Annotated in this window: 23 protein-coding genes; 9 read left to right on the forward strand and 14 right to left on the reverse strand. The window is 68.6% G+C overall.

What is annotated here, in order from left to right:
* Together SALMUC_RS15890 and speB are read left to right on the forward strand one after the other, a co-directional pair.
* On the forward strand, positions 1–818 hold an 818-nt coding region (locus tag SALMUC_RS15890), incomplete at its 5' end, for a C40 family peptidase (protein ID WP_020038614.1).
* A gap of 91 nt (positions 819–909) precedes the next feature.
* A complete protein-coding gene (gene speB, locus SALMUC_RS15895) occupies positions 910–1,872 on the forward strand; it encodes an agmatinase (RefSeq protein WP_020038613.1) in 963 nt (320 codons plus the stop codon).
* A gap of 28 nt (positions 1,873–1,900) precedes the next feature.
* Here the strand turns inward: speB and SALMUC_RS15900 are convergent, their stop codons facing one another.
* A complete protein-coding gene (locus SALMUC_RS15900; protein ID WP_037372117.1) occupies positions 1,901–2,242 on the reverse strand; it encodes a DUF2794 domain-containing protein in 342 nt (113 codons plus the stop codon).
* A gap of 272 nt (positions 2,243–2,514) precedes the next feature.
* Between SALMUC_RS15900 and SALMUC_RS15905 the strand changes: the two genes are divergently transcribed.
* The 3 genes from SALMUC_RS15905 (at position 2,515) to SALMUC_RS15915 (ending at position 6,210) form a co-directional block, all read left to right on the forward strand.
* Positions 2,515–3,669 carry a phosphoserine transaminase gene (locus SALMUC_RS15905; RefSeq protein ID WP_020038611.1) on the forward strand — a complete coding sequence of 385 codons (1,155 nt, stop codon included), beginning with the start codon at positions 2,515–2,517 and terminating at the stop codon, positions 3,667–3,669.
* A 78-nt stretch (positions 3,670–3,747) separates the two neighbouring features.
* A complete protein-coding gene (gene serA / locus SALMUC_RS15910; RefSeq protein ID WP_020038610.1) occupies positions 3,748–5,343 on the forward strand; it encodes a phosphoglycerate dehydrogenase in 1,596 nt (531 codons plus the stop codon).
* Positions 5,344–5,493: 150 nt separating this feature from the next.
* A complete protein-coding gene (locus tag SALMUC_RS15915) occupies positions 5,494–6,210 on the forward strand; it encodes a metallophosphoesterase family protein (protein ID WP_020038609.1) in 717 nt (238 codons plus the stop codon).
* On the opposite strand, the gene SALMUC_RS15920 is transcribed toward SALMUC_RS15915, so the two are convergent.
* From SALMUC_RS15920 to ffh, 13 genes are all read right to left on the reverse strand, one after another.
* Positions 6,157–7,929, reverse strand: coding sequence for a SulP family inorganic anion transporter (locus tag SALMUC_RS15920; protein WP_020038608.1), 1,773 nt, complete (start codon positions 7,927–7,929; stop codon positions 6,157–6,159). The two genes, SALMUC_RS15915 and SALMUC_RS15920, sit on opposite strands and share 54 nt — an antisense overlap.
* 218 nt (positions 7,930–8,147) lie before the next feature.
* A complete protein-coding gene (locus tag SALMUC_RS15925) occupies positions 8,148–9,821 on the reverse strand; it encodes a bifunctional protein tyrosine phosphatase family protein/NAD(P)/FAD-dependent oxidoreductase (RefSeq protein WP_020038607.1) in 1,674 nt (557 codons plus the stop codon).
* Positions 9,822–9,990: 169 nt separating this feature from the next.
* Positions 9,991–10,212, reverse strand: coding sequence for a 50S ribosomal protein L31 (gene rpmE / locus SALMUC_RS15930; protein WP_020038606.1), 222 nt, complete (start codon positions 10,210–10,212; stop codon positions 9,991–9,993).
* An 11-nt stretch (positions 10,213–10,223) separates the two neighbouring features.
* A complete protein-coding gene (rplS, locus tag SALMUC_RS15935; protein ID WP_020038605.1) occupies positions 10,224–10,613 on the reverse strand; it encodes a 50S ribosomal protein L19 in 390 nt (129 codons plus the stop codon).
* Positions 10,614–10,888: 275 nt separating this feature from the next.
* Complete coding sequence (gene trmD, locus SALMUC_RS15940) at positions 10,889–11,698, reverse strand: tRNA (guanosine(37)-N1)-methyltransferase TrmD (RefSeq protein ID WP_020038604.1); 810 nt, start codon at positions 11,696–11,698, stop codon at positions 10,889–10,891.
* A 39-nt stretch (positions 11,699–11,737) separates the two neighbouring features.
* Positions 11,738–12,529, reverse strand: coding sequence for a hypothetical protein (locus SALMUC_RS15945; RefSeq protein WP_020038603.1), 792 nt, complete (start codon positions 12,527–12,529; stop codon positions 11,738–11,740).
* Positions 12,526–13,032 (reverse strand): ribosome maturation factor RimM, encoded by a 507-nt coding sequence (gene rimM, locus SALMUC_RS15950; RefSeq protein ID WP_037372073.1) that lies wholly within the window; start codon positions 13,030–13,032, stop codon positions 12,526–12,528. The genes SALMUC_RS15945 and rimM overlap by 4 nt, the downstream gene beginning before the upstream one ends.
* 88 nt (positions 13,033–13,120) lie before the next feature.
* A complete protein-coding gene (locus SALMUC_RS15955) occupies positions 13,121–13,918 on the reverse strand; it encodes a MipA/OmpV family protein (RefSeq protein ID WP_021120511.1) in 798 nt (265 codons plus the stop codon).
* 129 nt (positions 13,919–14,047) lie between these two features.
* A complete protein-coding gene (gene rpsP / locus SALMUC_RS15960) occupies positions 14,048–14,410 on the reverse strand; it encodes a 30S ribosomal protein S16 (protein WP_020038601.1) in 363 nt (120 codons plus the stop codon).
* 44 nt (positions 14,411–14,454) lie between these two features.
* Positions 14,455–14,751 carry a chorismate mutase gene (locus SALMUC_RS15965; RefSeq protein ID WP_020038600.1) on the reverse strand — a complete coding sequence of 99 codons (297 nt, stop codon included), beginning with the start codon at positions 14,749–14,751 and terminating at the stop codon, positions 14,455–14,457.
* A gap of 28 nt (positions 14,752–14,779) precedes the next feature.
* A complete protein-coding gene (locus SALMUC_RS15970; protein ID WP_020038599.1) occupies positions 14,780–15,382 on the reverse strand; it encodes a GNAT family N-acetyltransferase in 603 nt (200 codons plus the stop codon).
* Positions 15,379–15,909 (reverse strand): GNAT family N-acetyltransferase, encoded by a 531-nt coding sequence (locus tag SALMUC_RS15975; protein WP_020038598.1) that lies wholly within the window; start codon positions 15,907–15,909, stop codon positions 15,379–15,381. Before SALMUC_RS15975 ends, SALMUC_RS15970 begins: the two co-directional genes overlap by 4 nt.
* A 207-nt stretch (positions 15,910–16,116) precedes the next feature.
* Complete coding sequence (ffh, locus tag SALMUC_RS15980) at positions 16,117–17,622, reverse strand: signal recognition particle protein (RefSeq protein WP_020038597.1); 1,506 nt, start codon at positions 17,620–17,622, stop codon at positions 16,117–16,119.
* Between the two features lie 422 nt (positions 17,623–18,044).
* On the opposite strand from ffh, the gene SALMUC_RS15985 reads away from it, so the two are divergent.
* The 4 genes from SALMUC_RS15985 (at position 18,045) to SALMUC_RS16000 (ending at position 20,651) form a co-directional block, all read left to right on the forward strand.
* Positions 18,045–18,311, forward strand: coding sequence for a hypothetical protein (locus SALMUC_RS15985; RefSeq protein WP_020038596.1), 267 nt, complete (start codon positions 18,045–18,047; stop codon positions 18,309–18,311).
* Between the two features lie 184 nt (positions 18,312–18,495).
* Entirely contained in the window at positions 18,496–18,738 is a 243-nt protein-coding gene (locus SALMUC_RS15990; protein ID WP_020038595.1) for a hypothetical protein, read from the forward strand.
* Between the two features lie 156 nt (positions 18,739–18,894).
* Complete coding sequence (locus tag SALMUC_RS15995; protein WP_020038594.1) at positions 18,895–19,776, forward strand: LysR family transcriptional regulator; 882 nt, start codon at positions 18,895–18,897, stop codon at positions 19,774–19,776.
* Positions 19,773–20,651 (forward strand): DMT family transporter, encoded by an 879-nt coding sequence (locus SALMUC_RS16000; protein ID WP_281168862.1) that lies wholly within the window; start codon positions 19,773–19,775, stop codon positions 20,649–20,651. Before SALMUC_RS15995 ends, SALMUC_RS16000 begins: the two co-directional genes overlap by 4 nt.
* Positions 20,652–20,661 lie beyond the last annotated feature (10 nt).

Raw genomic sequence — 20,661 nt, forward strand, 5'->3', positions numbered from 1 at the left:
GCCGCGTGGCCGGCGCCGAGCTGCGCGGGACCGTGACGGCGGAGCGCTTCGTCGAGGGCGAGGCGGCCTGCGTCGCCGCGCCCGTGGTCGACCTGCTCGAGGCGCCCGGCGGAGGCCGCGACCGCCAGTTGCTGCTCGGGGCCGCGGTGCGTGTGCTGGAGCGGCAGGACGGCTGGGCCTTCGTGCAGGCGCGCGCGGACGGCTACATGGGCTACCTGCCGGAGGCGGCTCTGGCCCCGGATGCCGGAGCGCCGACGCACCGCGTCGCGGTGCGCCTGACCCATGCCTACGCGGCGCCGGACATGAAGACACGCGACCTTTGCGCCCTGTCCTACGGCAGCCTGCTGGCGGTCACGGGCGGTCGGAACGGCTTTGCCGAGGTGCGCCTGCCCGGCGCCGAGGCGCCCGGGCACGTGCCCGCACGGCATCTCGCCCCGCTCGATCCGCCCGCCGAAGACCCGGTGACCGAGGCCGAGCGGCTGCTGGGCACGCCCTACCTCTGGGGCGGGAACTCGGCGCTGGGGATCGACTGTTCCGGGCTCGTGCAGGTGGCGCTGCACGCCTGCGGGCAGGCCTGCCCCGGCGACAGCGACCTGCAGGAGGTGGCGTTGGGCGAGGCGTTGCCCGAAGGCGCCGCGCCGCGGCGGGGCGACCTGCTGTTCTGGAAGGGGCACGTCGCCTGGGTCGCGGGCCCCGACCTGCTGCTGCACGCCAATGCGCATCACATGGCGGTGGCCCTGGAGCCGCTGGAGGCCGCCGTCGCGCGTATCGACGCGCAGGGCGACGGACGCCCGACAAGCCACCGCCGGTTGCGGTGACGCCGCAGGTTTCTTCGAAGAAACTTGCAAATCCATTCGAAAAGATTTGCTCTCCGCCCCTGAGAGCCGCTTTTCACAGGGGAGACCCGCGATGACCTCCGACCCGTTCTTTCACCCCGTCTCGGGGTTCGAGCTGCCGCGCTTCGCCGGGGTGCCGACCTTCATGCGCCTGCCGCACCTGACGCCCGAGCACGACCGTTTCGGCGAGGTCGAGATCGGCATCGTCGGCGTGCCCTGGGACAGCGGCACGACGAACCGCCCGGGTCCGCGCCACGGGCCGCGCCAGCTGCGGGACGCCTCGACCATGATCCGTGCCGAGCATCCGGTGACCGGCATGCGCCCCTTCGAGGCGCTGGCCTGCGCGGACCTCGGCGACGTGGGCCCGAACCCCGCGGACATCCTCGACAGCATGGAGCGGATCTCGGCCTACTACGGCCAGCTGATGCGCAACGGGACGCGACCGCTGACGGCGGGCGGCGATCACCTGACCTCGCTGCCGGTGCTGCGGGCGCTTGCCCGCGACACGACGCTGGGCATGGTGCATTTCGACAGCCACACCGATCTCTACCACTCGTATTTCGGCGGCACGATGTACACGCACGGCACCCCCTTCCGCCGCGCGGTGGAGGAGGGGCTGCTGGACCCCAAGCGCGTGGTGCAGATCGGCATTCGCGGCACCATGTACGACCGCGAGGATCGCGACTTCGCCGAAGCCGAGGGCATCCGCCTGATCCCGATCGAGGAATTCCACGCCCGCGGCCCCGAGGACGTGATGGCAGAGGCGCGCGAGATCGTGGGGGATGCGCCGACCTACATCAGCTACGACATCGACTTCGTCGACCCGACCTTCGCGCCCGGCACCGGCACGCCCGAGGTGGGCGGACCCAACAGCTACCAGGCGCTGCAGGTGGTGCGCGGGTTGCAGGGGCTGAACATCGCCGGGGCCGACCTGGTGGAGGTCTCGCCGCCCTTCGATGCCTCGGGCGGCACGGCCTTCCTTGGCGTGTCGATCATGTTCGAGCTGCTCTGCGTCATGGCACAGCAGACGGGCTGAGCACCAGGCTCGCGCGGCGGGGTGGGGGTCACTCCACCGCGCGGATCAGCTTGCGTTCCAGCACGCGCAGGACGGTGCGCAGCTCGTGCCCGCGCTTGAGCACCTGCCCGTCCATGCCGATAACGGCGTATTGCCCCTGGCGGTTGCGCAGCCGGGGGCGTTTTTCGATTCGGTAGAGGGGATGCTCGGCGGTGCGGCGGAAGACCGAGAAGACGGCGACGTCCCGCAGCGACGAGATGCCGTAATCGCGCCATTCTCCGGCGGCCACCATGCGGCCGTAGAGCGACAGGATCACGTTCAGCTCCGTCCGGTGGAACGACACGACCTCGTTCGCGGCACCGGACCCCGGGAAAGGTGTCAGGCTGTTCATGCGTTCCAAGCTGCGCGTGTGGCGGCGCGAAATCAAGGGGCTTGCCGCGCCGGACGTGCCGTTCGAGACCCGAGCGCCGCGAATTTCGGCCCGCGCCGTTTGCGCAAGAGCGGTGCGAAGGTTTCCGATCCGCGTCGCGCGCCGGGAGCTCTTTGCCGAATGCGGCACCTCGTTGTCGGATTCCGACTTGCCAGACCATCCCCTGTCGCTTAAGTGCGGCGGTGGGACACCCCTCCCCAACGAGGGGCGACTATCTGGAAGGTTAGACACCCATGACGAACCAACAACCGGCAACGCGGCCGGCCAATCCGCGTTTTTCCTCCGGCCCCTGTGCCAAGATCCCCCAGTTTCAGCTCGACATGCTATCCGACGCCGCGCTCGGCCGGTCGCACCGTGCCAAGGTCGGCAAGGACAAGCTGAAGGCGGCCATCGAGGGCACGCGCGAGATCCTGGGAATTCCCGCTGACTACAAGATCGGCATCGTGCCGGCCTCGGACACCGGCGCCGTCGAGATGGCCATGTGGTCCATGCTGGGCGAGCGCAAGGCGACCATGGTGGCTTGGGAAAGCTTCGGCGCCGGCTGGGTGACCGACGTGGTCAAGCAGCTCAAGATCGACGCCGAGATCAAGGAAGCCGATTACGGCCAGATCGTCGATTTCGCCGAGATCGATTTCGACACCGACGTCGTCTTCACCTGGAACGGCACCACCTCGGGCGTTCGCGTGCCGAACGGCGACAAGATCCCCGCCGACCGCGCCGGCCTGACGATCTGCGACGCCACCAGCGCCGCCTTCGCGCAGGACCTGCCCTGGGACAAGCTCGATGTGGCCACCTTCTCGTGGCAGAAGGTCATGGGCGGCGAGGCCGCGCACGGCATGATCGTGCTGAGCCCCCGCGCCGTCGAGCGGCTCGAGAATTACACCCCGGCCTGGCCGCTGCCCAAGATCTTCCGCATGACCAAGGGCGGCAAGCTCAACGAGGGCATCTTCGAGGGCGCGACGATCAACACGCCGTCGATGCTCGCGGTCGAGGACTACCTCGTCGCGCTCGACTGGGCGCGCTCCATCGGCGGGCTGACGGCGCTGCAGGCGCGGGCCGATGCCAACGCCAAGGTGCTGTGGGACTTCTGCGAAAAGAACGACTGGATCGCCAACCTGGCCGATGACCCGGCCACTCGCTCGAACACCAGCGTCTGCCTGAAGTTCACCGACGACCGCATCTCCGACGGCGGCGCCTTTGCCAAGGCCGTCGCGAAGAAGCTCGAGGAGGCCGGCGTCGCCTACGACGTGGGCGCCTACCGCGATGCGCCTGCGGGCCTGCGGGTCTGGTGCGGTGCCACGGTCGAGACCTCGGACGTCGAGGCGCTGACCGGTTGGATCGAGTGGGCCTTTTTCGCCACGCTCGAGGCGCAGGCCGCCGCGGCCTGATCCCGCGCAAGACTGATCGTCGAAATATCGGGGCCCCCGTGGCCCCGACCCGTTCCCCTATATCGAAGGACCAGACACATGGCTCCCAAGGTTCTCGTCTCCGACAAGCTGTCGGAAACCGCCGTCCAGATCTTCCGTGACCGCGGCATCGATGTCGATTTCATGCCCGAGCTGGGCAAGGACAAGGACAAGCTCGCCGAGGTCATCGGCGAGTATGACGGCCTTGCCATCCGCTCGGCCACCAAGGTCACCCCCTCGCTGCTCGAGAAGGCGACCAGGCTGAAGGTCGTCGGCCGCGCCGGCATCGGCACCGACAACGTCGACAAGGAAGCGGCCTCGAAGCAGGGCGTGATCGTGATGAACACGCCCTTCGGCAACATGATTACCACCGCCGAGCACGCCATCGCGATGATGTTCGCCGTGGCGCGCCAGCTGCCCGAGGCCAGCGCCTCAACCCACGCGGGCAAGTGGGAGAAGTCGAAGTTCATGGGCGTCGAGCTGACCGGCAAGACGCTGGGCGTGATCGGCGCCGGCAACATCGGCGGCATCGTCTGCGACCGCGCACGCGGCCTGCGGATGAAGGTCGTGGCCTACGATCCCTTCCTGTCGGAAGAGAAGGCGGCCAAGATGGGCGTCGAGAAGGTCGAGCTGGACGAGCTGCTGGGCCGTGCCGACTTCATCACGCTGCACGTGCCGCTGACCGACCAGACGCGCAACATCCTGTCGCGTGAGAACCTCGCCAAGACCAAGAAGGGCGTGCGCGTCATCAACTGCGCGCGCGGCGGTCTCGTGGACGAGGAAGCTGTCGCCGAGATGCTGAAGTCGGGCCACATCGGCGGCGCGGCCTTCGACGTCTTCGCCGAGGAGCCGGCCAAGGAGAACCCGCTGTTCAACCTGCCCAACGTCGTCTGCACGCCGCACCTCGGCGCCTCGACCTCGGAAGCGCAGGAGAACGTCGCCCTGCAGGTGGCCGAGCAGATGTCGAACTACCTGCTGACCGGCGCCGTCGAGAACGCGCTGAACATGCCCAGCGTGACCGCCGAGGAAGCCAAGGTCATGGGCCCCTGGATCAAGCTGGCCGATCACCTGGGCAGCTTCATCGGGCAGATGACCGACGAGCCGATCAAGGCGATCAACATCCTCTACGACGGCGAAGCGGCGACCATGAACCTCGACGCGCTGAACTGCGCGACCATCGCGGGGATCATGAAGTCGATCTCGCCCGAGGTGAACATGGTCTCGGCCCCGGTCATCGCGCGCGAGCGCGGCATCAAGGTCTCGACCACCAACCAGGAACAGTCGGGCGCCTTCGAGGGCTATATCAAGGTCACCATGGTCACCGACAAGCGCGAGCGCTCGATCGGCGGCACGGTCTTCAGCGACGGCAAGCCGCGCTTCATCCAGATCAAGGGCATCAACATCGATGCCGAGGTCGGCAGCCACATGCTCTACACGACCAACAAGGACGTGCCGGGCATCATCGGCACGCTGGGCACGACGCTGGGCAAGCACGGCGTGAACATCGCCAACTTCACGCTGGGCCGGTCGTCCTCGAAGAAGGACGCCATCGCGCTGCTCTACGTTGACGGCGTGGTGCCGGCCAACGTGCTGAACGAGCTCAAGGAAACGGGCCTCTTCCAGCAGGTCCGCCCGCTGCAGTTCGACGCCGCCTGAGCGCGACGCATATCCCGATGACGGGCCCCGGGGCGGAACCGCCCCGGGGTCTTTTTTCTCGCAACGCGAGAGCGCTAACATTTGCTTGGCGTGTCGGCTTGTGCCCCGCCGTTGTGCAGGGCATCAAGGGTGCGCAATCCGGAGGTGCCCATGCAACCGATCTTCGCCATCGGCGACATTCACGGCCAGATCGACGAGCTGCACAAGGCGCTTGGGCTGGTGGCGCAGGACGAGGCCGAGGGGCCGGTCCTCTTCATCGGCGACTACGTCGATCGGGGGCCCGACTCGCGCGCCGTGATCGAGCTGCTGTTGCAGGGGCAGGCCGATGGCCGTCCGTGGATCTGCCTCAAGGGCAACCACGACAAGCTGCTGCTGGACTATCTCGCGGACCCGCATCACGACGATCCGAACATCGCGCGCCGGCTGCTCTACACCGAGAAACCGCTGGGCGGGCGGGCGACGCTGGCTTCCTACGGCGTTGACGTCTCGGAGGACCGGCCGCTGGATGACATCCACGCCGACGCGCTGGAGGCGGTGCCGCAGGCGCATCGCGACTGGCTGGCCGCGCTGCCGCTCTGGCACGAGACCGAAGAGCACATCTTCGTGCATGCGGGCATCCGGCCAGGCATTCCGATGGAGCGTCAGGAGGAAAGCGACCTGCTGTGGATCCGGGGCGGGTTTCTCGAGGACAGCCGCGATCACGGCAAGCTCGTGGTGCACGGTCACACGGCCCTCGACGCGCCGCAGATGTATTCCAACCGGCTCAACATCGACGGCGGGGCGGGCTACGGGCGCCCGCTCGCGCCGGTGTTGTTACTGGGCCGCGAGGCCTTTGTCCTTGGTCCCTTCGGCCGGGCCCGACTGTAGTTCGCACCAGGCGTCGTACTGCGCCAGGAAGACCTTGCCGGTCAATTCATCGAGGAAATGCGACCGCTTGAGCCGGTCCATGACGGGGCCCTTCACCTCGGTCAGGTGCAGGGTGATGCCCTGTTCGTCCAGCCGGCGGTTGATCTCCTCGAGCGTCTCGAGCGCGCTGAAGTCGACCTCGTTGACCGCCGGGAACATCAGCACGACGTGGCGCAGGTTCTCGCACTCGGCGACGCGGTTCAGCACGTATTCCTCGAGGAAGCGCGCGTTCACGAAGTAGAGGCTTTCGTCCACCCGCAGGGTCAGCACCTCGGGCAGCGTCTCGACCTTGTGGCGGCGGATGTTGCGGAAGTGGTGCGTGCCGGGGACAAGGCCGACCTCGGCCACGTGCGGCTTGGACGTCTTGTAGAGGTGCAGGAAGATCGAGAGGATCACCCCCGCCGACACGCCCGTCTCGACGCCCACCAGCAGCGTGAGCACGATGGTTGCGGTCACGGCGGTGAAGTCCACCTTGGAATAGCGCCAGGCCTTGCCGACGATGGAGAAGTCCACGAGGCTGAGGACCGCGACGATGATGGTCGCCGCCAGCGTCGCCTTGGGCAGGAAGAACAACAGAGGCGTCAGCAGCAGCGTCGCTAGGCCGATGCCCACGGCGGTGTAGGCGCCCGCCGCCGGCGTCTCGGCGCCCGCGTCGAAGTTGACCACCGAGCGCGAGAAGCCGCCAGTGACCGGGTAGCCGCCGGAGACCGCCGAGGCCACGTTCGAGGCACCAAGACCGATCAGCTCCTGGTCGGGGTCGATGCGCTGGCGCCGCTTGGCGGCCAGCGTCTGCGCGACCGAGACCGACTCGACGAAGCCGATGATCGAGATCAGCACAGCCGACAGCGCGAGCTGGCTCCACATCTCGGGGTCGAAGGAGGGGGCAGAAAGCGGCGGCAGGCCGGTCGGGACCTCGCCCACGACGCGCACGCCGCGATCGTTGAGGGAGAAGGCCCAGGTGACCAGCGTGGTCACCGCGACCGCCGCCACGGGCCCGGCCTTGGCCAGCACGTCGGCGAGCCTGGGCTTCAGACCGGCCTTCAGCAGCAGCGGCTTCAGCCCCTTGCGCACCCAGAAGAGGAAGGCCAGCGCGGCAAGCCCCAGCACGAGGGTGATGAGGTTGGTCTCGGAGAGATGCGCGCCCAGCGAGCGGAGCAGGGCCAGCAGCGTGTGCCCCTCGGCGTCGATTCCGAAGATGTGCTTGAGCTGCGAGGCGGCGATCAGCACGCCCGAGGCGGTGATGAAGCCCGCGATGACCGGGTGGCTGAGGAAATTCGCGAGGAAGCCCAGGCGCAGGACGCCCAGGAGCGCGAGCAAGACGCCCGAGATGAAGGCCAGCGTGATCGCCGCGAGGGCGTATTCGGCGGGGGTCGAGACGCCAAGTGCTCCGATCGCCGTCGCCGTCATCAGCGAAACCACCGCGACCGGACCCACCGCCAGCGCCCGGCTGGTGCCGAAGATCGCGTAGGCCACCAGAGGCAGGATCGAGGCATAGAGGCCCATCTCGGCTGGCAGCCCCGCCAGCAACGCGTAGGCCAGCGACTGCGGGATCAGCATGATCGTCACGATGACCGCCGCCACGAGGTCCGAGGTGGCTGTATCGCGGTTGTAGGCGCGCGCCCAGGTCAGGATCGGCAGGTAGCGGGTAAAGGTCTCGCGCGTGGGGCGGGGCAGGGACATCGCGGATTTCCTTGGCTGGCGGTCCGGACGCGGGAGGCATCCTTTGCCCGCTTCATATATTCAATATGGGGAATTTGTGAAGGGAAGACTTTGGCCCGGACCGGCTTTTTCCCGGCCAGGGCGCTGGATCCGGCGGTTTGCCCCGCCGCCGGGCAGTCGCGCGGCGGCGCGCCGGCCCTTGTTCGGGGCCGGCGGCCAGTGGGAGTCGCCTCTCGGGCTCAGTCCGCGGCGACGGTCTCGGGCCTGGCCATCCACTCGCGCCCGCGCAGCATGGCCTTCCAGTAGACCGGCGGCAGGATCTGTTCCTTGAGCAGCCAGGCGGCGCGGGTGGGTTTCGTGCCGTCGATCAGCCACTTCGGGAAGCTGGGCAGCAGGGCCCCGCCGTAGCCGAATTCCGCCAGGACGATCTTGCCGCGCTCGACCGTGAGCGGACAGGAGCCGTAGCCGTTGTAGACCGCGCGCGGAGCGTGCCCGTCGATGTCGGCGGCCACGTTCTCGGCCACCACGGGCGCCTGCATCCGGGCCGCCGCCGCCGTCTTGGCGTTGGGCGCGTTCATGACGTCGCCGAGGCTCCAGACGTTCTCGTAGGTCTTGTGCCGCAGCGTGCTCTGGTCGACGTCGACCCAGCCCGCCGCATCCGCCAGCGGCGAGACGCGGATGAAGTCGGGGGCGCATTGCGGCGGACAGACGTGCATCATGTCGTAGTCGACGGTCACCTCGGTGGGCTCGCTGTCGGGTTTGGCGACCGCGAAGATCGCTTTCTTCGCGGGGCCGTCGACCGCCACGAGGTTGTGGAAGAAGTTCAGCGTCGCGCCGTATTTCTCGATGTAGCGTTCCAGCGCAGGGACATAGTCCTTGACCCCGAAGAGCACGCCGCCGGCGTTCATGAACTGGATGTCGATGTCCTTGAGGCACCCCTCGCGGAACCAGTGGTCGCCCGAGAGATACATCGCCTTCTGCGGCGCGCCGGCACACTTGATCGGCATCGGCGGCTGCGTGAAGAGCGCGCGGCCCTCTTTCAGACCTTTCACCAGCTCCCAGGTGTAGGGCGCGAGGTCGTATCGGTAGTTCGAGGTCACGCCGTTCTTGCCCAGCGTGTCCACGAGCCCTTCGATCTTGTGCCAGTCGAGCTTGAGGCCCGGGCAGACGATGAGCCGGTCGTATTTCACCACCCGGCAGCCGTCGAGCACGACGGCGTTGTTCTCGGGCTCGAAGGCGGCGACGGCGGCCTTGATCCAGTGCACGCCGCGCGGGATCAGGCTGCCCAGGGTGCGGGCCGTGGTCTGCGGCTCGAAGATGCCGCCGCCGACCATCGTCCAGCCGGGCTGGTAGTAGTGAATGTCGGCGGGGTCGAGCAGTGCGATTTCGAGGTGGGGCTTGCGTGCATGCAGGCTGGCCGCGACGGCGATGCCCGCCGCGCCGCCGCCCACGACGACGACGTCGAAGCTGGCGTCGCCGGTGTCGGTGGGGGTGCGGCCGCCGTTCACGATGCGCCGGACCACGCCGCGCATGTCGTAGCCGGCGCCCTGCGTCGCCTGCAGGATCTCGGCGGGCTGCATCGTGCCGGCCTGGCTGAGCGACCAGAGCGTCGCCGAGCGTGTGCCCGTCCGGCAGTAGGCCAGCACCGGACCCGGCAGTTCGCGCAGTGCGCGGCCGAACGCCGTGGCGTCCTCGTCCGCGACCTTGCCCGAGACGACGGGCAGGTAGCGCAGCTCCAGCCCCTCGGCGCGGGCGGCGGCCTCGATCTCCTCGACGTTGGGCTGATCGGCGCCCTCGCCGTCGGGGCGGTTGCAGATGATCGCGCGGTAGCCCGCCGCGGCGATGGCGGGAATGTCGCCGGCCGCGATCTGCGGCGAAACCGCGATGTCCTCGGTGATGGTCCTGAATTCCACGGCGCGTCTCCTCCAAAACGGAATTTCCGGATCACGCAGATATAGATATAGATTGTGGAATATGTAACGCGCCGAAGGGTCGCAGGGGCAGGCGGCCGCCAAATCCTGGCGCACAAACGAAAAACGCCGCCCCGAGGGGCGGCGTTCGTCACGTCGGACGGCGCGTGGCTCAGAAGCCGAGGCCTTCGTACTTCTTCTTGAACTTCGACACGCGGCCGCCGGTGTCCATCAGGCGCGAGGTGCCGCCGGTCCAGGCCGGGTGCACGGTGGGGTCGATGTCGAGCGTCAGCATGTCGCCCTCGGCGCCCCAGGTGCTGCGCGTCTGGTAGACGGTGCCGTCGGTCATCTTGACGTCGACGACGTGGTATTCGGGGTGGATGCCCTTTTTCATCGCGGCTCTCCTTATGCCTTCGCGCCGGCGTTGGAGCGCGGCTTGTAGTGGGTATCCTCGGCGATCCGGGCCGATTTGCCGCGGCGCGAACGGAGATAGTAGAGCTTGGCGCGGCGGACGCGGCCACGGCGCACGACGGTGATCGACTCGATGTTGGTCGAGTACAGCGGGAACACACGCTCCACGCCTTCACCGAAGGAAATCTTGCGGACGGTGAACGAGCCGGCAATGCCTTCGCCGTTCTTGCGGCTAATGCAGACGCCCTCGTAGTTCTGAACACGGGTGCGCGTGCCCTCGGTCACCTTGTAGCCGACGCGGATGGTGTCGCCGGCCTTGAAGTCGGGAATGTCCTTCCCGAGCGAGGCGATCTGTTCCGCCTCGAGTTCTGCGATCAGATCCATCTGATCCACTCCTGTGCTGCTTGCGGTTGGTCCCGCAAAGTTCCTCGCAACCTCAGAGCTCTCGGTCTTCTTCCGGGTCCCGCCCGCTTGGGCAGCCCGCCAGAGATCAGGTCGGCGTTCCTTGTTCCGATCCAAGGGCCTGCTACGGCGTCGGGGATGGCCCACCAGAAGAAGACGGGAATCGACAGACACCACAGCCGCTTGGAATGCGGCGCGTAAAGCAGGTTTGGCTGCGAATTTCAAGCGTCAATCGCCCGCGCGGGGCGCTGGAGCGGTCACTCCGCGCCGTCGGCGTCGCGGCTGCGCTGGTAGGCCTCCCAGAGGTCGGGGCGGCGGGCCCTGGTCAGCGCTTCGGACTGGGCGCGGCGCCACTTGTCGATCTCGCCGTGGTGCCCCGAGAGCAGCACGTCGGGGATGTCGAGTCCCTGCCATTGGGCCGGGCGGGTGTACTGCGGGTGTTCCAGAAGCCCGTGCGAAAAGCTCTCGTCCTCGGTCGAGGCGGCGTTGCCCAGCACGCCCGGCAGCAGCCGGATGGTGGCGTCGAGCATGGCCTGCGCGGCGATCTCTCCGCCGGTGAGGACGAAGTCGCCCAGCGAGATCTCGGCGATGCCGTAGTGATCGAGCACGCGTTGGTCGAGCCCCTCGAAGCGGCCGCAGATCAGCGTGACGCCGGGGGTCTGCGCGAGGTCGCGGGCGACCGACTGGTCGAAGCGCCGGCCGCGCGGCGAGAGGTAGAGGATCGGTGCCGCGGGCGGGATGCGCCGCCGTGCGTGATCCAGCGCGCGGCCCATGACGTCGGCGCGCAGCACCATGCCGGCGCCGCCACCGGCGGGCGTGTCGTCGACGTTGCGGTGCTTGCCCTCGCCGAAGTCGCGCAGCCCCACGGTGTCGAGCTGCCACTTGCCCTCCTGCAGGGCCTTGCCGGTCAGTGACTGGCCCAGGACGCCGGGAAAGGCCTCGGGAAACAGGGTTATGACCTGCGCCGTCCAGGCGCGCGCCAGCGACGGCCTGTCGGTCATCAGCTCGCGCGGCTTCAGGCTGGGGCGGATGGCCTTGCGGCCGTGGGATTTGGGCGTCTCGCTCATTCCGGGTCCTCTATCCCGCCGGCGCGGAGCACTCAAGCGTCACGCGCGCGTGGCGATGCGGCGCAGCGCGGTCTTCGCCTCGCTCAGCCGCGCGTCGTCCAGCTCGCTCCGGTTGAGGGCGAGAAAGACCTCGGCCAGCCGGGCCTCGGGCTGGGCGTTGACCGGGCCCGGCACCTCGAGTGTGTCGCGCACGGCTTGGCCGAGGCCCGCGAGATCGAGCAGAGGGGTCAGCGGCCCCTGCGGCATCTCGCGGCTGCGTTCCAGCGGCACCGAAGTGACCTGCGCGTCGGGCAGGGCGGCCTGCACCTCGGCGACGACGGCCGCCATGTCGGCGGCGGGCGCGAGACGGCGGGCGTAGGTGTCGAAATCCTCGGTGAGGCGGGTGCTGCGCAGGCTCTGCCACCAGCTCGAGCGCAGCCAGTCCGGGGCGCCCCGCGTCGAGAAGCAGACCGCGAGGTCGAGCGCCGCGCCGAAGCGGTAACGCGCGTTCTCGGCGAGCTTGGCCATGACGAGGGGAGCCGCGCCATAGTCGGTCACGCCCCGGCGGCCGGGCAGCAGGCCCGAGAGATCCTCAGACGACAGGAGCAGCGGGCGCGGATCGTCTTTCGCGACCCTTCGAAAGAGGCGAGCGGCGTAGCGGCCCACGGCGGCCAGCGCTTCGTCCGAGGGGCGGTGCGACAGTGCGCGGGCGGCCTCGGTCAGCGGCTCGAAGTCCTCTTTCAGCAGGATGCGCAGGTGCGGCTCGAGCGCCGCGCGGTTGCCGCGCAGCATGGTCTGCACGCTGGAGGTGCCCGTCTTGTGGAACCCCGCGTGCACGACCACGCGGGTCATTCCATGAGGCCCTCGGGCGGATCTGCGACGATGCGGCCTGCAGTGAGGTCGACCGTGGGAACGGCGGCATGGGTGAAGGGCAGCAGCACGGTGCGCGAGCTGCCGGGCAGGCGCAGCTCCAGCAGATCGGTGGCGCCGTGGTTGTGCACGGCCGCGACGTGGCCCAGCAGCGCGCCGCCGGTGTCGTGCACGGCGAGGCCGATCAGGTCGGCGTGGTAGAACTCGTCGTCGGGCAGGGCGGGCAGGCGGTCGCGCGGCGCGAAGAGGCGGACACCCTTCAGCGCGTCGGCGTCTTCCTTGGTGCGAACCTCGGAAAGACGGGCGGCGAAGCCGCTCTTGATCGGGCGGACGATCTGCACCTCGAAGGAGCGGGTGCCGTCCTCGTCGGTCAGCGGCACGTAGTCCGCGATGGCCTCCGGGTCGGCGGTAAAGCTCTTGAGGCGCACCTCGCCCTGAACGCCGTATGCGCCCGCGATGGCGCCCACGCAAATCCTGTCGCTCACGCCGGTCGTGCCTCCTGCCGTTCAGATGCTTTGCCGCGACGCTCTGGATAGACCAGAGCGGCAGGAAAAGGCAATCGCCCGGCGCGGATCAGAAGCGCAGGCGGAAGGTGCGGGTGACGCCGATGCGCATCTTCCACTGGTCGGCGTCGCCGCGCTCGACGATGGGGCTGTTCTCGGCGTCGCCGGTGAAGGTCTCCCAGCTGACCGCGCCTTCGACGCCCCAGTCGTCGTTGATCTGGTAGCGCGCGCCGAACTCGACGCCCGCGCTCACCAGCCCGCCCGAGGGATCGTAGGCCGGCAGCGGACCGGCCTCGGAGGGCGAGACGCCGAAATAGGTCTCGGTGTAGTCCTCGCTGCCCCAGAGCAGGCGCGGCCCCAGCGAGAGCCGGAGCCGGTCGTTGGGACGCATGATGCCGTCGATGCCGGCGGCGCCGACCCAGGCCTCGTGCCCGCCGAAGCCCCGGCGCACATCGGCGAAGGCCTCGAAGTTGCGGGCCGTGTAGCCGACGCCGACACCCAGCTCGAGCGCCTGGTCCACGTCGTCGAGACCCTGCAGGTCGGAGAAGTCGCTCGCGTCGCGCTCACCGATATAGCGGAACGAGCCGTGCACGCCCCAGCCCAGCGAATCGGCCCAGGGGTCGGGGTTGCCGAACTCGCGCCCGTTGCGCAGGCGCAGGTTGTTGAAGCGGAACCCCACGTCCGGGCCGGGTGCGTAGCTGTCCGAGCCGAAGTATTCCGGCGAGACCGAAACGCCGCCGCGCAACGTGAAGGCGAGCGCGCCCCCGCCCGACTGGGTCGAGAAGGCCGGCTCCTCCTGTGCGAGGGCGGGTGCGGCCGACAGGCCGGCGGCCAGGGTCAGCGGCAGGGCGAGACGGGTGGAGAGCATGGCAGCAATCCCTTTGAAGGTGTCACGGCAAAGGTAGCGGGCACATGCCATGACACAAGACGAAAGAAAGGGCGCGCGGAAATTTCCGCGCGCCCGTGTCCCGAAAGTCGGACATGGTCCGGCCGGGGATTACTCGGCGCTTTCCTCGGCGGCTTCGGCCGCCTTGGCCGCCTTGGCTTCGGCGCGCTCCTGGGCGGCCTTGCCCGGGGTGCCCTTCTTGGGGTTGTTGCGCGCGGCTTTGGGGCGAACGCCCGCGGCCTCGAGGAAGCGTGCGACGCGGTCGGTCGGCTGGGCGCCGTGGTCCATCCATGCCTGCACGCGCTCGATGTTCATCTGCACGCGGCGCTCGTCGTCCTTGGGCAGGAGCGGGTTGTAGGTGCCCAGCTTCTCGAGAAAGCGGCCGTCGCGGGGCATCCGCGAGTCGGACGCGACGATCGAGTAGTGGGGGCGCTTCTTGGAGCCGCCGCGGGCGAGTCGGATCTTCATGGCCATTGTCTGTATCTCCTTTGAATGGCGTTGCGGACGGGACGGACCCGTCAGGTCTTGTGTTTCTCGTGGTGCTTGATGACTTCCTGAATGATGAAGTTCAGGAATTTCTTGGCGAATTCGGGATCGAGATCGGCCCGGTTCGCCAGGTCCTGCAGCCGGGCAATCTGCCGTTCCTCGCGCGCGGGGTCGGAGGGCGGCAGGTCGTGCTCGGCCTTGAGCACACCCACGGCCTGGGTGTGCTTGAAGCGTTCGGCCAGCGTGAACACGAGGATCGCGTCCAGCCGGTCGATGCTGTCCCGGTGTTCCTTCAGAAGCGCCGCGGCGCGGGTGACGGGGTCGCTCATAGGGCGCTCCTCGATGTCGTTCGATTGCTCAGTCAAGGGCCCACCCCTTCGGTTGGAACAGCGGGTCGCGGTAGTGGGCGATCTCCATGTCGATCCCGTGCGCGAGCTGGCTGCCGCGCAGCCCGGCGGGCGCGGGGTGGCGGTAGACGGCGTCGCTGCCGTCGATCGAGGGCGCCTGCGGGTCCTTCACCGCGCCGAGCCGCTCGGCCAGCCGGATCGAATCGAGGTTCTTGGGGTCGATGTAGGAGACCGCGCCGTCCCAGCCCCGCTCCTCGTAGAGATACTGCCGCACGCGGTGCGTGGCCTCGAGCGCGAAGCCCTGGCCGGCCTTGTCGGGCCAGATGATCCAGGCGATCTCGCGCTCGGGCCATTTCGCCGGGAACCAGCCGCCGGCCATGCCCACCGTCTCGTCGGTCTGGCGCAGGTGGATCATCCAGATGCCGAAGCCGCGGATTTCCCAGTGGCCGATCTCGGCGGCGTAGAGCATCCAGGTCTCGTACGCGTTGAGCGGCCCGCCCATGAAGCGCGAGCGGTAGGAGGCGAAGGTCGCCTTGAAATCGGGGTAGTCCTGCGGCTCGGGCGCGCGCAGGATCAGCCGGTCGCTTTCGATCACGGGGATCTCGACGCTCATGCCGTGACCTCCGCCGGGCCGGGGTGGCGCCAGAGCTCGTCCTCGCCGACGTTGTAGTTCAGGTAGGTGCGCTCGTAGCGGGCGCCGAGCCGCTCGGCGAGCCGCTTGGAACGGGTGTTCGAGGGCACGATGTTCGAGGTGAGCGTGGTGAGGCCCATGTCCTCGTAGGCGTGGCGACGCACGCGGGTGGCGGCCTCGAAGGCGATGCCGCGGCCCTCGTAGCCGTCGAAGACCACCCAGCCGATTTCCGGCTCGGGCCAGCCCTCGGGGTTCCAGATGCCGCAGATGCCGGCGGGGGCGCCGGTCGCGCGGTCCTCGATGGTCAGGTAGCCGTAGCCGCGCAGGTGCCAGTGGCCGATGTTCATGGCGAACCAGCGCCACGCGTCGCCGCGGTGGTCGTATCCGCCGAAGCCCACCGAGCGCACCGGGTCGAGCAGGAAGGCGATCATCGGCTCGGCATCGCGCGGTTCGGGGCCGCGCAGGACCAGCCGCTCGGTCTCGAGGCGGGGGGCGTTCACGAGGCTCATGCGCGGCCTCCGGGGCGGGACCAGAAGCCTTCGCAGGCCGTCGCGCATTGCCCCGAAGAGACTCGGCGCGCGTGGTCGGACGCGGAGTTCGCACGCAGGCGGGGTGTTGCGTATTTGGAGAAAGATGAAGCGGGCGCGCGGGTGCGGGCCGCCGCCGGGAGGGCGGTCGCCTGCTCGGGAGAGGGGAGGGCGCGCGTCGTCGTCATCTTACTTCTTCTTGCCGAAACCGCTGATACCGGGCGGCAGGCCGCCGCCGCCCATTCCGCCCATGCCGCCGGGCATCTTGCCGCCCATGGCCTTGGCGGCCTGTTCCAGCGCCTTCGGGTCCATCTGGCCGGGGTCCATGCCCTCGGGCATGCCGCCCTTGCCGAACATGCCCTTCATGGCCTGTTTCATCATGCCGCCTTTGCCCATCTTGCCCATCTTCTTCATCATGTCCGCCATCTGGCGGTGCATCTTCAGAAGCTTGTTGAGGTCCGAGACCTCGAGGCCGGCGCCCTTGGCGATGCGCTTCTTGCGGCTGGCCTGGAGCAGTTGCGGGTTGGCGCGCTCGCGCTTGGTCATCGAGTTCACCAGCGCGATCTGCTGCTTGAGGATGGAGTCGTCGATGCCGGCGCCCTCCATCTGCTTGGCCATCTTGCCCATGCCCGGCATCATGGACATCATGCCCTCCATGCCGCCCATCTTCTGCATCTGCTCGAGCTGCATCTTCAGGTCGTTCATGTTGAACTGACCCTTCTGGAAGCGCTTCATCATGCGCTCGGCCTGTTCGGCCTCGAGCGTCTGCTGCGCCTTTTCCACCAGCGCGACGATGTCGCCCATGCCGAGGATGCGGCCGGCCACGCGCTCGGGCTCGAAGGTCTCGAGCGCGTCCATCTTCTCTCCGAGGCCGACAAAGCGGATCGGCTTGCCGGTGATCGCGCGCATCGAGAGCGCCGCGCCGCCGCGGCCGTCGCCGTCCATCCGGGTAAGCACCACACCGGAGACGCCGATCTTCTCGTCGAACTCGGTGGCGACGTTCACGGCGTCCTGGCCCGTCAGACCGTCGACCACCAGCAGCGTCTCGCGCGGGGACACGGCGTCGCGCACGTCGGCCGCTTGCTGGATGAGCTCCTCGTCGATGTGCAGCCGGCCCGCGGTGTCGAGCATGTAGACGTCGTAGCCGCCGAGGCTGGCCTGCGTCCTGGCGCGCTTGGCGATGGTGACCGGATCCTCGCCCTTGACGATGGGCAGGGTGTCGACGCCGATCTGGGTGCCGAGGATCTGCAGCTGCTCCATGGCGGCGGGACGGTTCACGTCGAGCGAGGCCATGAGCACCTTCTTGCGGTCGCGCTCCTTGAGGCGCTTGGCGAGCTTGGCTGTGGTGGTCGTCTTGCCGGAGCCCTGCAGGCCCACCATCAGGACCGGTGCCGGGGCGTTGTCGATTCGCAGCTCGCCCGGGTCGTCTTCGCCCGAGAGCACCGCGATCAGCTCGTCGTGGACGATCTTGACCACCTGCTGGCCGGGCGTCACCGAGCGGGTGACCGCGGCGCCGGTGGCCTTCTTCTCGACGGCCTTGATGAACTGGCGCGCCACGGGGAGCGAGACGTCGGCCTCCAGCAGGGCGACGCGCACCTCGCGCATGGCGCTGCGCACGTCCTCTTCGCTGAGCGCGCCTTGCTTGGTCAGCCGGTCGAAGACGCCGCCCAGGCGGTCGGAAAGATTTTCGAACATGGGCCCCGGGGCTCCTTGTTTCCGTTTGTCCTGCCGGGTCATGTGGGATCCGGCCGCGCGCATCGCAATTCCGGGGCACCCGCAATGCACAGAGACCTCCGTGGGCGCAACGCGCTGACGGAGGGCGATCCCGGGCATACCCCATGGGACCGGAAGAGCAGACACACTTCCGGAGTTGGCGTGCCATTAGAGTGTGCGGGGCGTGCTGTCAAGCCGAGGGGCCGGCGGCACCTTCGGCGGGGCGATGCCGAAAGGTGACAGTTTTCGCGATCACGCGGCAATGCAGCATTGCCCGATGCACGGAAAATCGGCATAGTCCCACTCATCGGCATATGGTGTGCCGTGAATCTGGGATTCCATACTGGCCGACTCGCCCTGTTCGCGCTAAGACGTGGGGCGTAACGCTAAGCGCAGGTGAATTTATGAAACTCAAGAACCTCGTTGCTACGGCAGCACTCATCAACATCGTCGCGTCGGGTGTCGCTTTCGCAGGTGGCCCGGTTGTCGTTGAATCGGAAGCCGAGCCGGAGGTGTCCGAGGACGATCCCTTCGCGCTTGCGGGCCCCAGCGCCGGCATGGCGCCCGGTCTGGCCATCGCAGGTGGCGCAGTGCTCGCGGCTGCCGCACTCGCGGCCTCGTCCGACTCCTCGAGCTCGAGCTCGAGCTCGTCGAGCTCCGCCGCGGACTGATCGTCCCGCGAGGCGACCGGAGCATGACGCTCCCGAGACATTGTGACGGCCGAGGGTGACGTGATTTCATCCTCGGCCGTCATCATTTTCAGGACGGCATTTCGGCCCTGGGCCGAGCTTTGAACCAAAATCGGCCGGGGTCCGCGCGCTGTCGGGTCCCCGGCCCCCGACGCAAGGATTTCACATGACGCTCAAGGATATTCTCGCATCGGCCGCGCTGGCCGGCATGCTTGCTACCTCCGCCGCGCAGGCACAGGACGCCAATGGCGACACGGATGTCGAAGACGACGACCCATATGCGCTGGCCTACGGCAGTGCCGGAAACACGCAGGGACTCGCCATCGCGGGCGGGGCGCTCCTCGCGGCAGCGGCGCTGGCCGCGGGATCGGATTCGTCGAGCTCTTCGAGTTCCACCGCCGCCGAATGAGCGGACCCGTTCCCGGGGTTCGTGACAGACAGGACGACGTCCGGCCGACCCCGGGCGTCGTCTTCGTTTCGGAGGATCGCGCCGCGCGGCTCCTTGCAATTCCGAACGATCTGGCGCTTCCTGCTGCGACTTGTGGTTGTTCGCACAGAGGTCAGGATGGAGAACTGGGACGAGGTCCGCACCGCCTACCAGGTTGCGCGGCTGGGCACGGTCAGCGGGGCGGCGGAGGTGCTCGGCGTGCACCATGCCACGGTGATCCGGCATATCGACGCGCTCGAGGGGCGGCTTGGCGTCAAGCTGTTCCAGCGCCACGCGCGCGGCTACACGCCGACCGAGGCCGGGCAGGACCTGGCCCGCGTGGCACAGACCACCGATGATCAGTTCCAGCAGCTCTCGGGGCGAATCAAGGGCCGCGGCGAGGGCGTGTCGGGTGAGCTTCTCGTAACCTCGCTGATCAACTTCGCCCCGCTCATGATCGGAGCGCTCACGAGTTTCCGGGCGCTCTACCCGGATGTGCTGGTGCGCTACATGACCGACACGCGGGTCTTCCGGCTGGAATACGGCGAGGCGCACGTGGCGCTGCGCGCCGGGGCCGCGCCGCAGGAGCCCGACAACGTCGTGCAGAGCTTTGCGCGGCAGGATATCGCGCTCTACGGCTCGGAGGACTACATCGCGCAGCACGGCAAGCTGCGGAGCGAGGCCGAACTGCCCGAGCACTGGTTCGTGGGCTACGACGACCCCGATTCCCGTGCGCCCTTCCATCGCTGGCTGATGGAGCGTGTCCCGCGCGACCGGCTGGTCTTCCGCGTGCCGGACAGCCGCCTGCAGGAAGACGCGGTGCGCCAGGGCGCGGGGCTGGGCTTCATGTCGGTGGCCGAGGCCGAGCGTATCGGCGGGCTGGTCCAGGTCCTGCCGCCGCAGGAGGACTGGACCTCGCCGCTCTGGCTGGTGACCCACGTCGACCTGCACCGCACACCCAAGGTCCAGGCCTTCCTGTCGCATCTCAAGGCCTTCGCCGCCGAGCGGGGCCTGCGGTGAGCCCAGCCACGCGCGGGCATCTCGCGATGCTCGGTTTCTCGGCGCTGGTCGCGGGGTCGTTCTCGCTGGGCTCCATGGCCGCGCCGTCGATCGCGCCGACGGCGCTCAACGCGGTGCGCTTCGTGCTGGCGCTGGCGGTGCTGGGCACCGTCGCGGCCGCGAGCGGCAAGATCACACGCGCCTCGATGCAGGCGCCCTGGCGCTACCTCGTGCTCGGCGGGTTGATGATCGCCTACTTCGTGCTGATGTTCGCGGGGCTCGAGACGGCAGAGCCGGTGCCCATGGCGGCGGTCTTCACGCTGACCCCGCCGATGGCCGCGCTCTTCGGCTGGTGGATCGTGCGGCAGCGGACGACGCCGCGCATGGCGCTCGCGCTGGGCATCGGCGCGGCGGGCGCGCTCTGGGTGATCTTTCGCGCCGACCTGTCGGACCTGCTGGCCTTCGCGCCTGGGCGGGGCGAGGCGATCTACTTCTGGGGCTGCGCGGCGCATGCGCTCTACGCGCCGATGGTGCGGCGGCTCAACCGCGGCGAGCCCGCGCTTGTCTACACGCTCTGGACCATGGTGGCTGGCACGGTGCTGCTGCTGGTCTGGGCCTGGCCCGAGCTGCGGGCGACGGACTGGGCCGCGCTTCCGCCCATCGTCTGGATCACCATCGTCTACACTGCGCTCGCCGCGACGGCGGCGACCTTCGTCCTGCTGCAGTTCGCGGCGCTCCGGCTGCCCTCGGCCAAGGTCATGGCCTATACCTACCTCGTGCCTTCCTGGGTCATCCTGTGGGAGATCGCGCTGGGGCGGGGCACGCCGCCGGCGCTGGTGCTTGCCGGGGTTGGGGCGACCGTGGTCTCACTGGCGCTGCTTCTCAAGCCGGAGTGACGCCCGGGCT

The organism is Salipiger mucosus DSM 16094 (assembly GCF_000442255.1).
GTDB classification, from domain to species: domain Bacteria; phylum Pseudomonadota; class Alphaproteobacteria; order Rhodobacterales; family Rhodobacteraceae; genus Salipiger; species Salipiger mucosus.

What these genes read in the sequence shown, in the direction of transcription:
- speB (WP_020038613.1), top strand. Translation starts at nt 910, where the DNA reads ATGACCTCCGACCCGTTCTTTCACCCCGTCTCGGGGTTCGAGCTGCCG.
- SALMUC_RS15900 (WP_037372117.1), bottom strand. Translation starts at nt 2,242, where the DNA reads ATGAACAGCCTGACACCTTTCCCGGGGTCCGGTGCCGCGAACGAGGTC.
- SALMUC_RS15905 (WP_020038611.1), top strand. Translation starts at nt 2,515, where the DNA reads ATGACGAACCAACAACCGGCAACGCGGCCGGCCAATCCGCGTTTTTCC.
- serA (WP_020038610.1), top strand. Translation starts at nt 3,748, where the DNA reads ATGGCTCCCAAGGTTCTCGTCTCCGACAAGCTGTCGGAAACCGCCGTC.
- SALMUC_RS15915 (WP_020038609.1), top strand. Translation starts at nt 5,494, where the DNA reads ATGCAACCGATCTTCGCCATCGGCGACATTCACGGCCAGATCGACGAG.
- SALMUC_RS15920 (WP_020038608.1), bottom strand. Translation starts at nt 7,929, where the DNA reads ATGTCCCTGCCCCGCCCCACGCGCGAGACCTTTACCCGCTACCTGCCG.
- rpmE (WP_020038606.1), bottom strand. Translation starts at nt 10,212, where the DNA reads ATGAAAAAGGGCATCCACCCCGAATACCACGTCGTCGACGTCAAGATG.
- rplS (WP_020038605.1), bottom strand. Translation starts at nt 10,613, where the DNA reads ATGGATCTGATCGCAGAACTCGAGGCGGAACAGATCGCCTCGCTCGGG.
- trmD (WP_020038604.1), bottom strand. Translation starts at nt 11,698, where the DNA reads ATGAGCGAGACGCCCAAATCCCACGGCCGCAAGGCCATCCGCCCCAGC.
- SALMUC_RS15945 (WP_020038603.1), bottom strand. Translation starts at nt 12,529, where the DNA reads ATGACCCGCGTGGTCGTGCACGCGGGGTTCCACAAGACGGGCACCTCC.
- SALMUC_RS15955 (WP_021120511.1), bottom strand. Translation starts at nt 13,918, where the DNA reads ATGCTCTCCACCCGTCTCGCCCTGCCGCTGACCCTGGCCGCCGGCCTG.
- rpsP (WP_020038601.1), bottom strand. Translation starts at nt 14,410, where the DNA reads ATGGCCATGAAGATCCGACTCGCCCGCGGCGGCTCCAAGAAGCGCCCC.
- SALMUC_RS15965 (WP_020038600.1), bottom strand. Translation starts at nt 14,751, where the DNA reads ATGAGCGACCCCGTCACCCGCGCCGCGGCGCTTCTGAAGGAACACCGG.
- SALMUC_RS15970 (WP_020038599.1), bottom strand. Translation starts at nt 15,382, where the DNA reads ATGAGCGTCGAGATCCCCGTGATCGAAAGCGACCGGCTGATCCTGCGC.
- SALMUC_RS15975 (WP_020038598.1), bottom strand. Translation starts at nt 15,909, where the DNA reads ATGAGCCTCGTGAACGCCCCCCGCCTCGAGACCGAGCGGCTGGTCCTG.
- ffh (WP_020038597.1), bottom strand. Translation starts at nt 17,622, where the DNA reads ATGTTCGAAAATCTTTCCGACCGCCTGGGCGGCGTCTTCGACCGGCTG.
- SALMUC_RS15985 (WP_020038596.1), top strand. Translation starts at nt 18,045, where the DNA reads ATGAAACTCAAGAACCTCGTTGCTACGGCAGCACTCATCAACATCGTC.
- SALMUC_RS15990 (WP_020038595.1), top strand. Translation starts at nt 18,496, where the DNA reads ATGACGCTCAAGGATATTCTCGCATCGGCCGCGCTGGCCGGCATGCTT.
- SALMUC_RS15995 (WP_020038594.1), top strand. Translation starts at nt 18,895, where the DNA reads ATGGAGAACTGGGACGAGGTCCGCACCGCCTACCAGGTTGCGCGGCTG.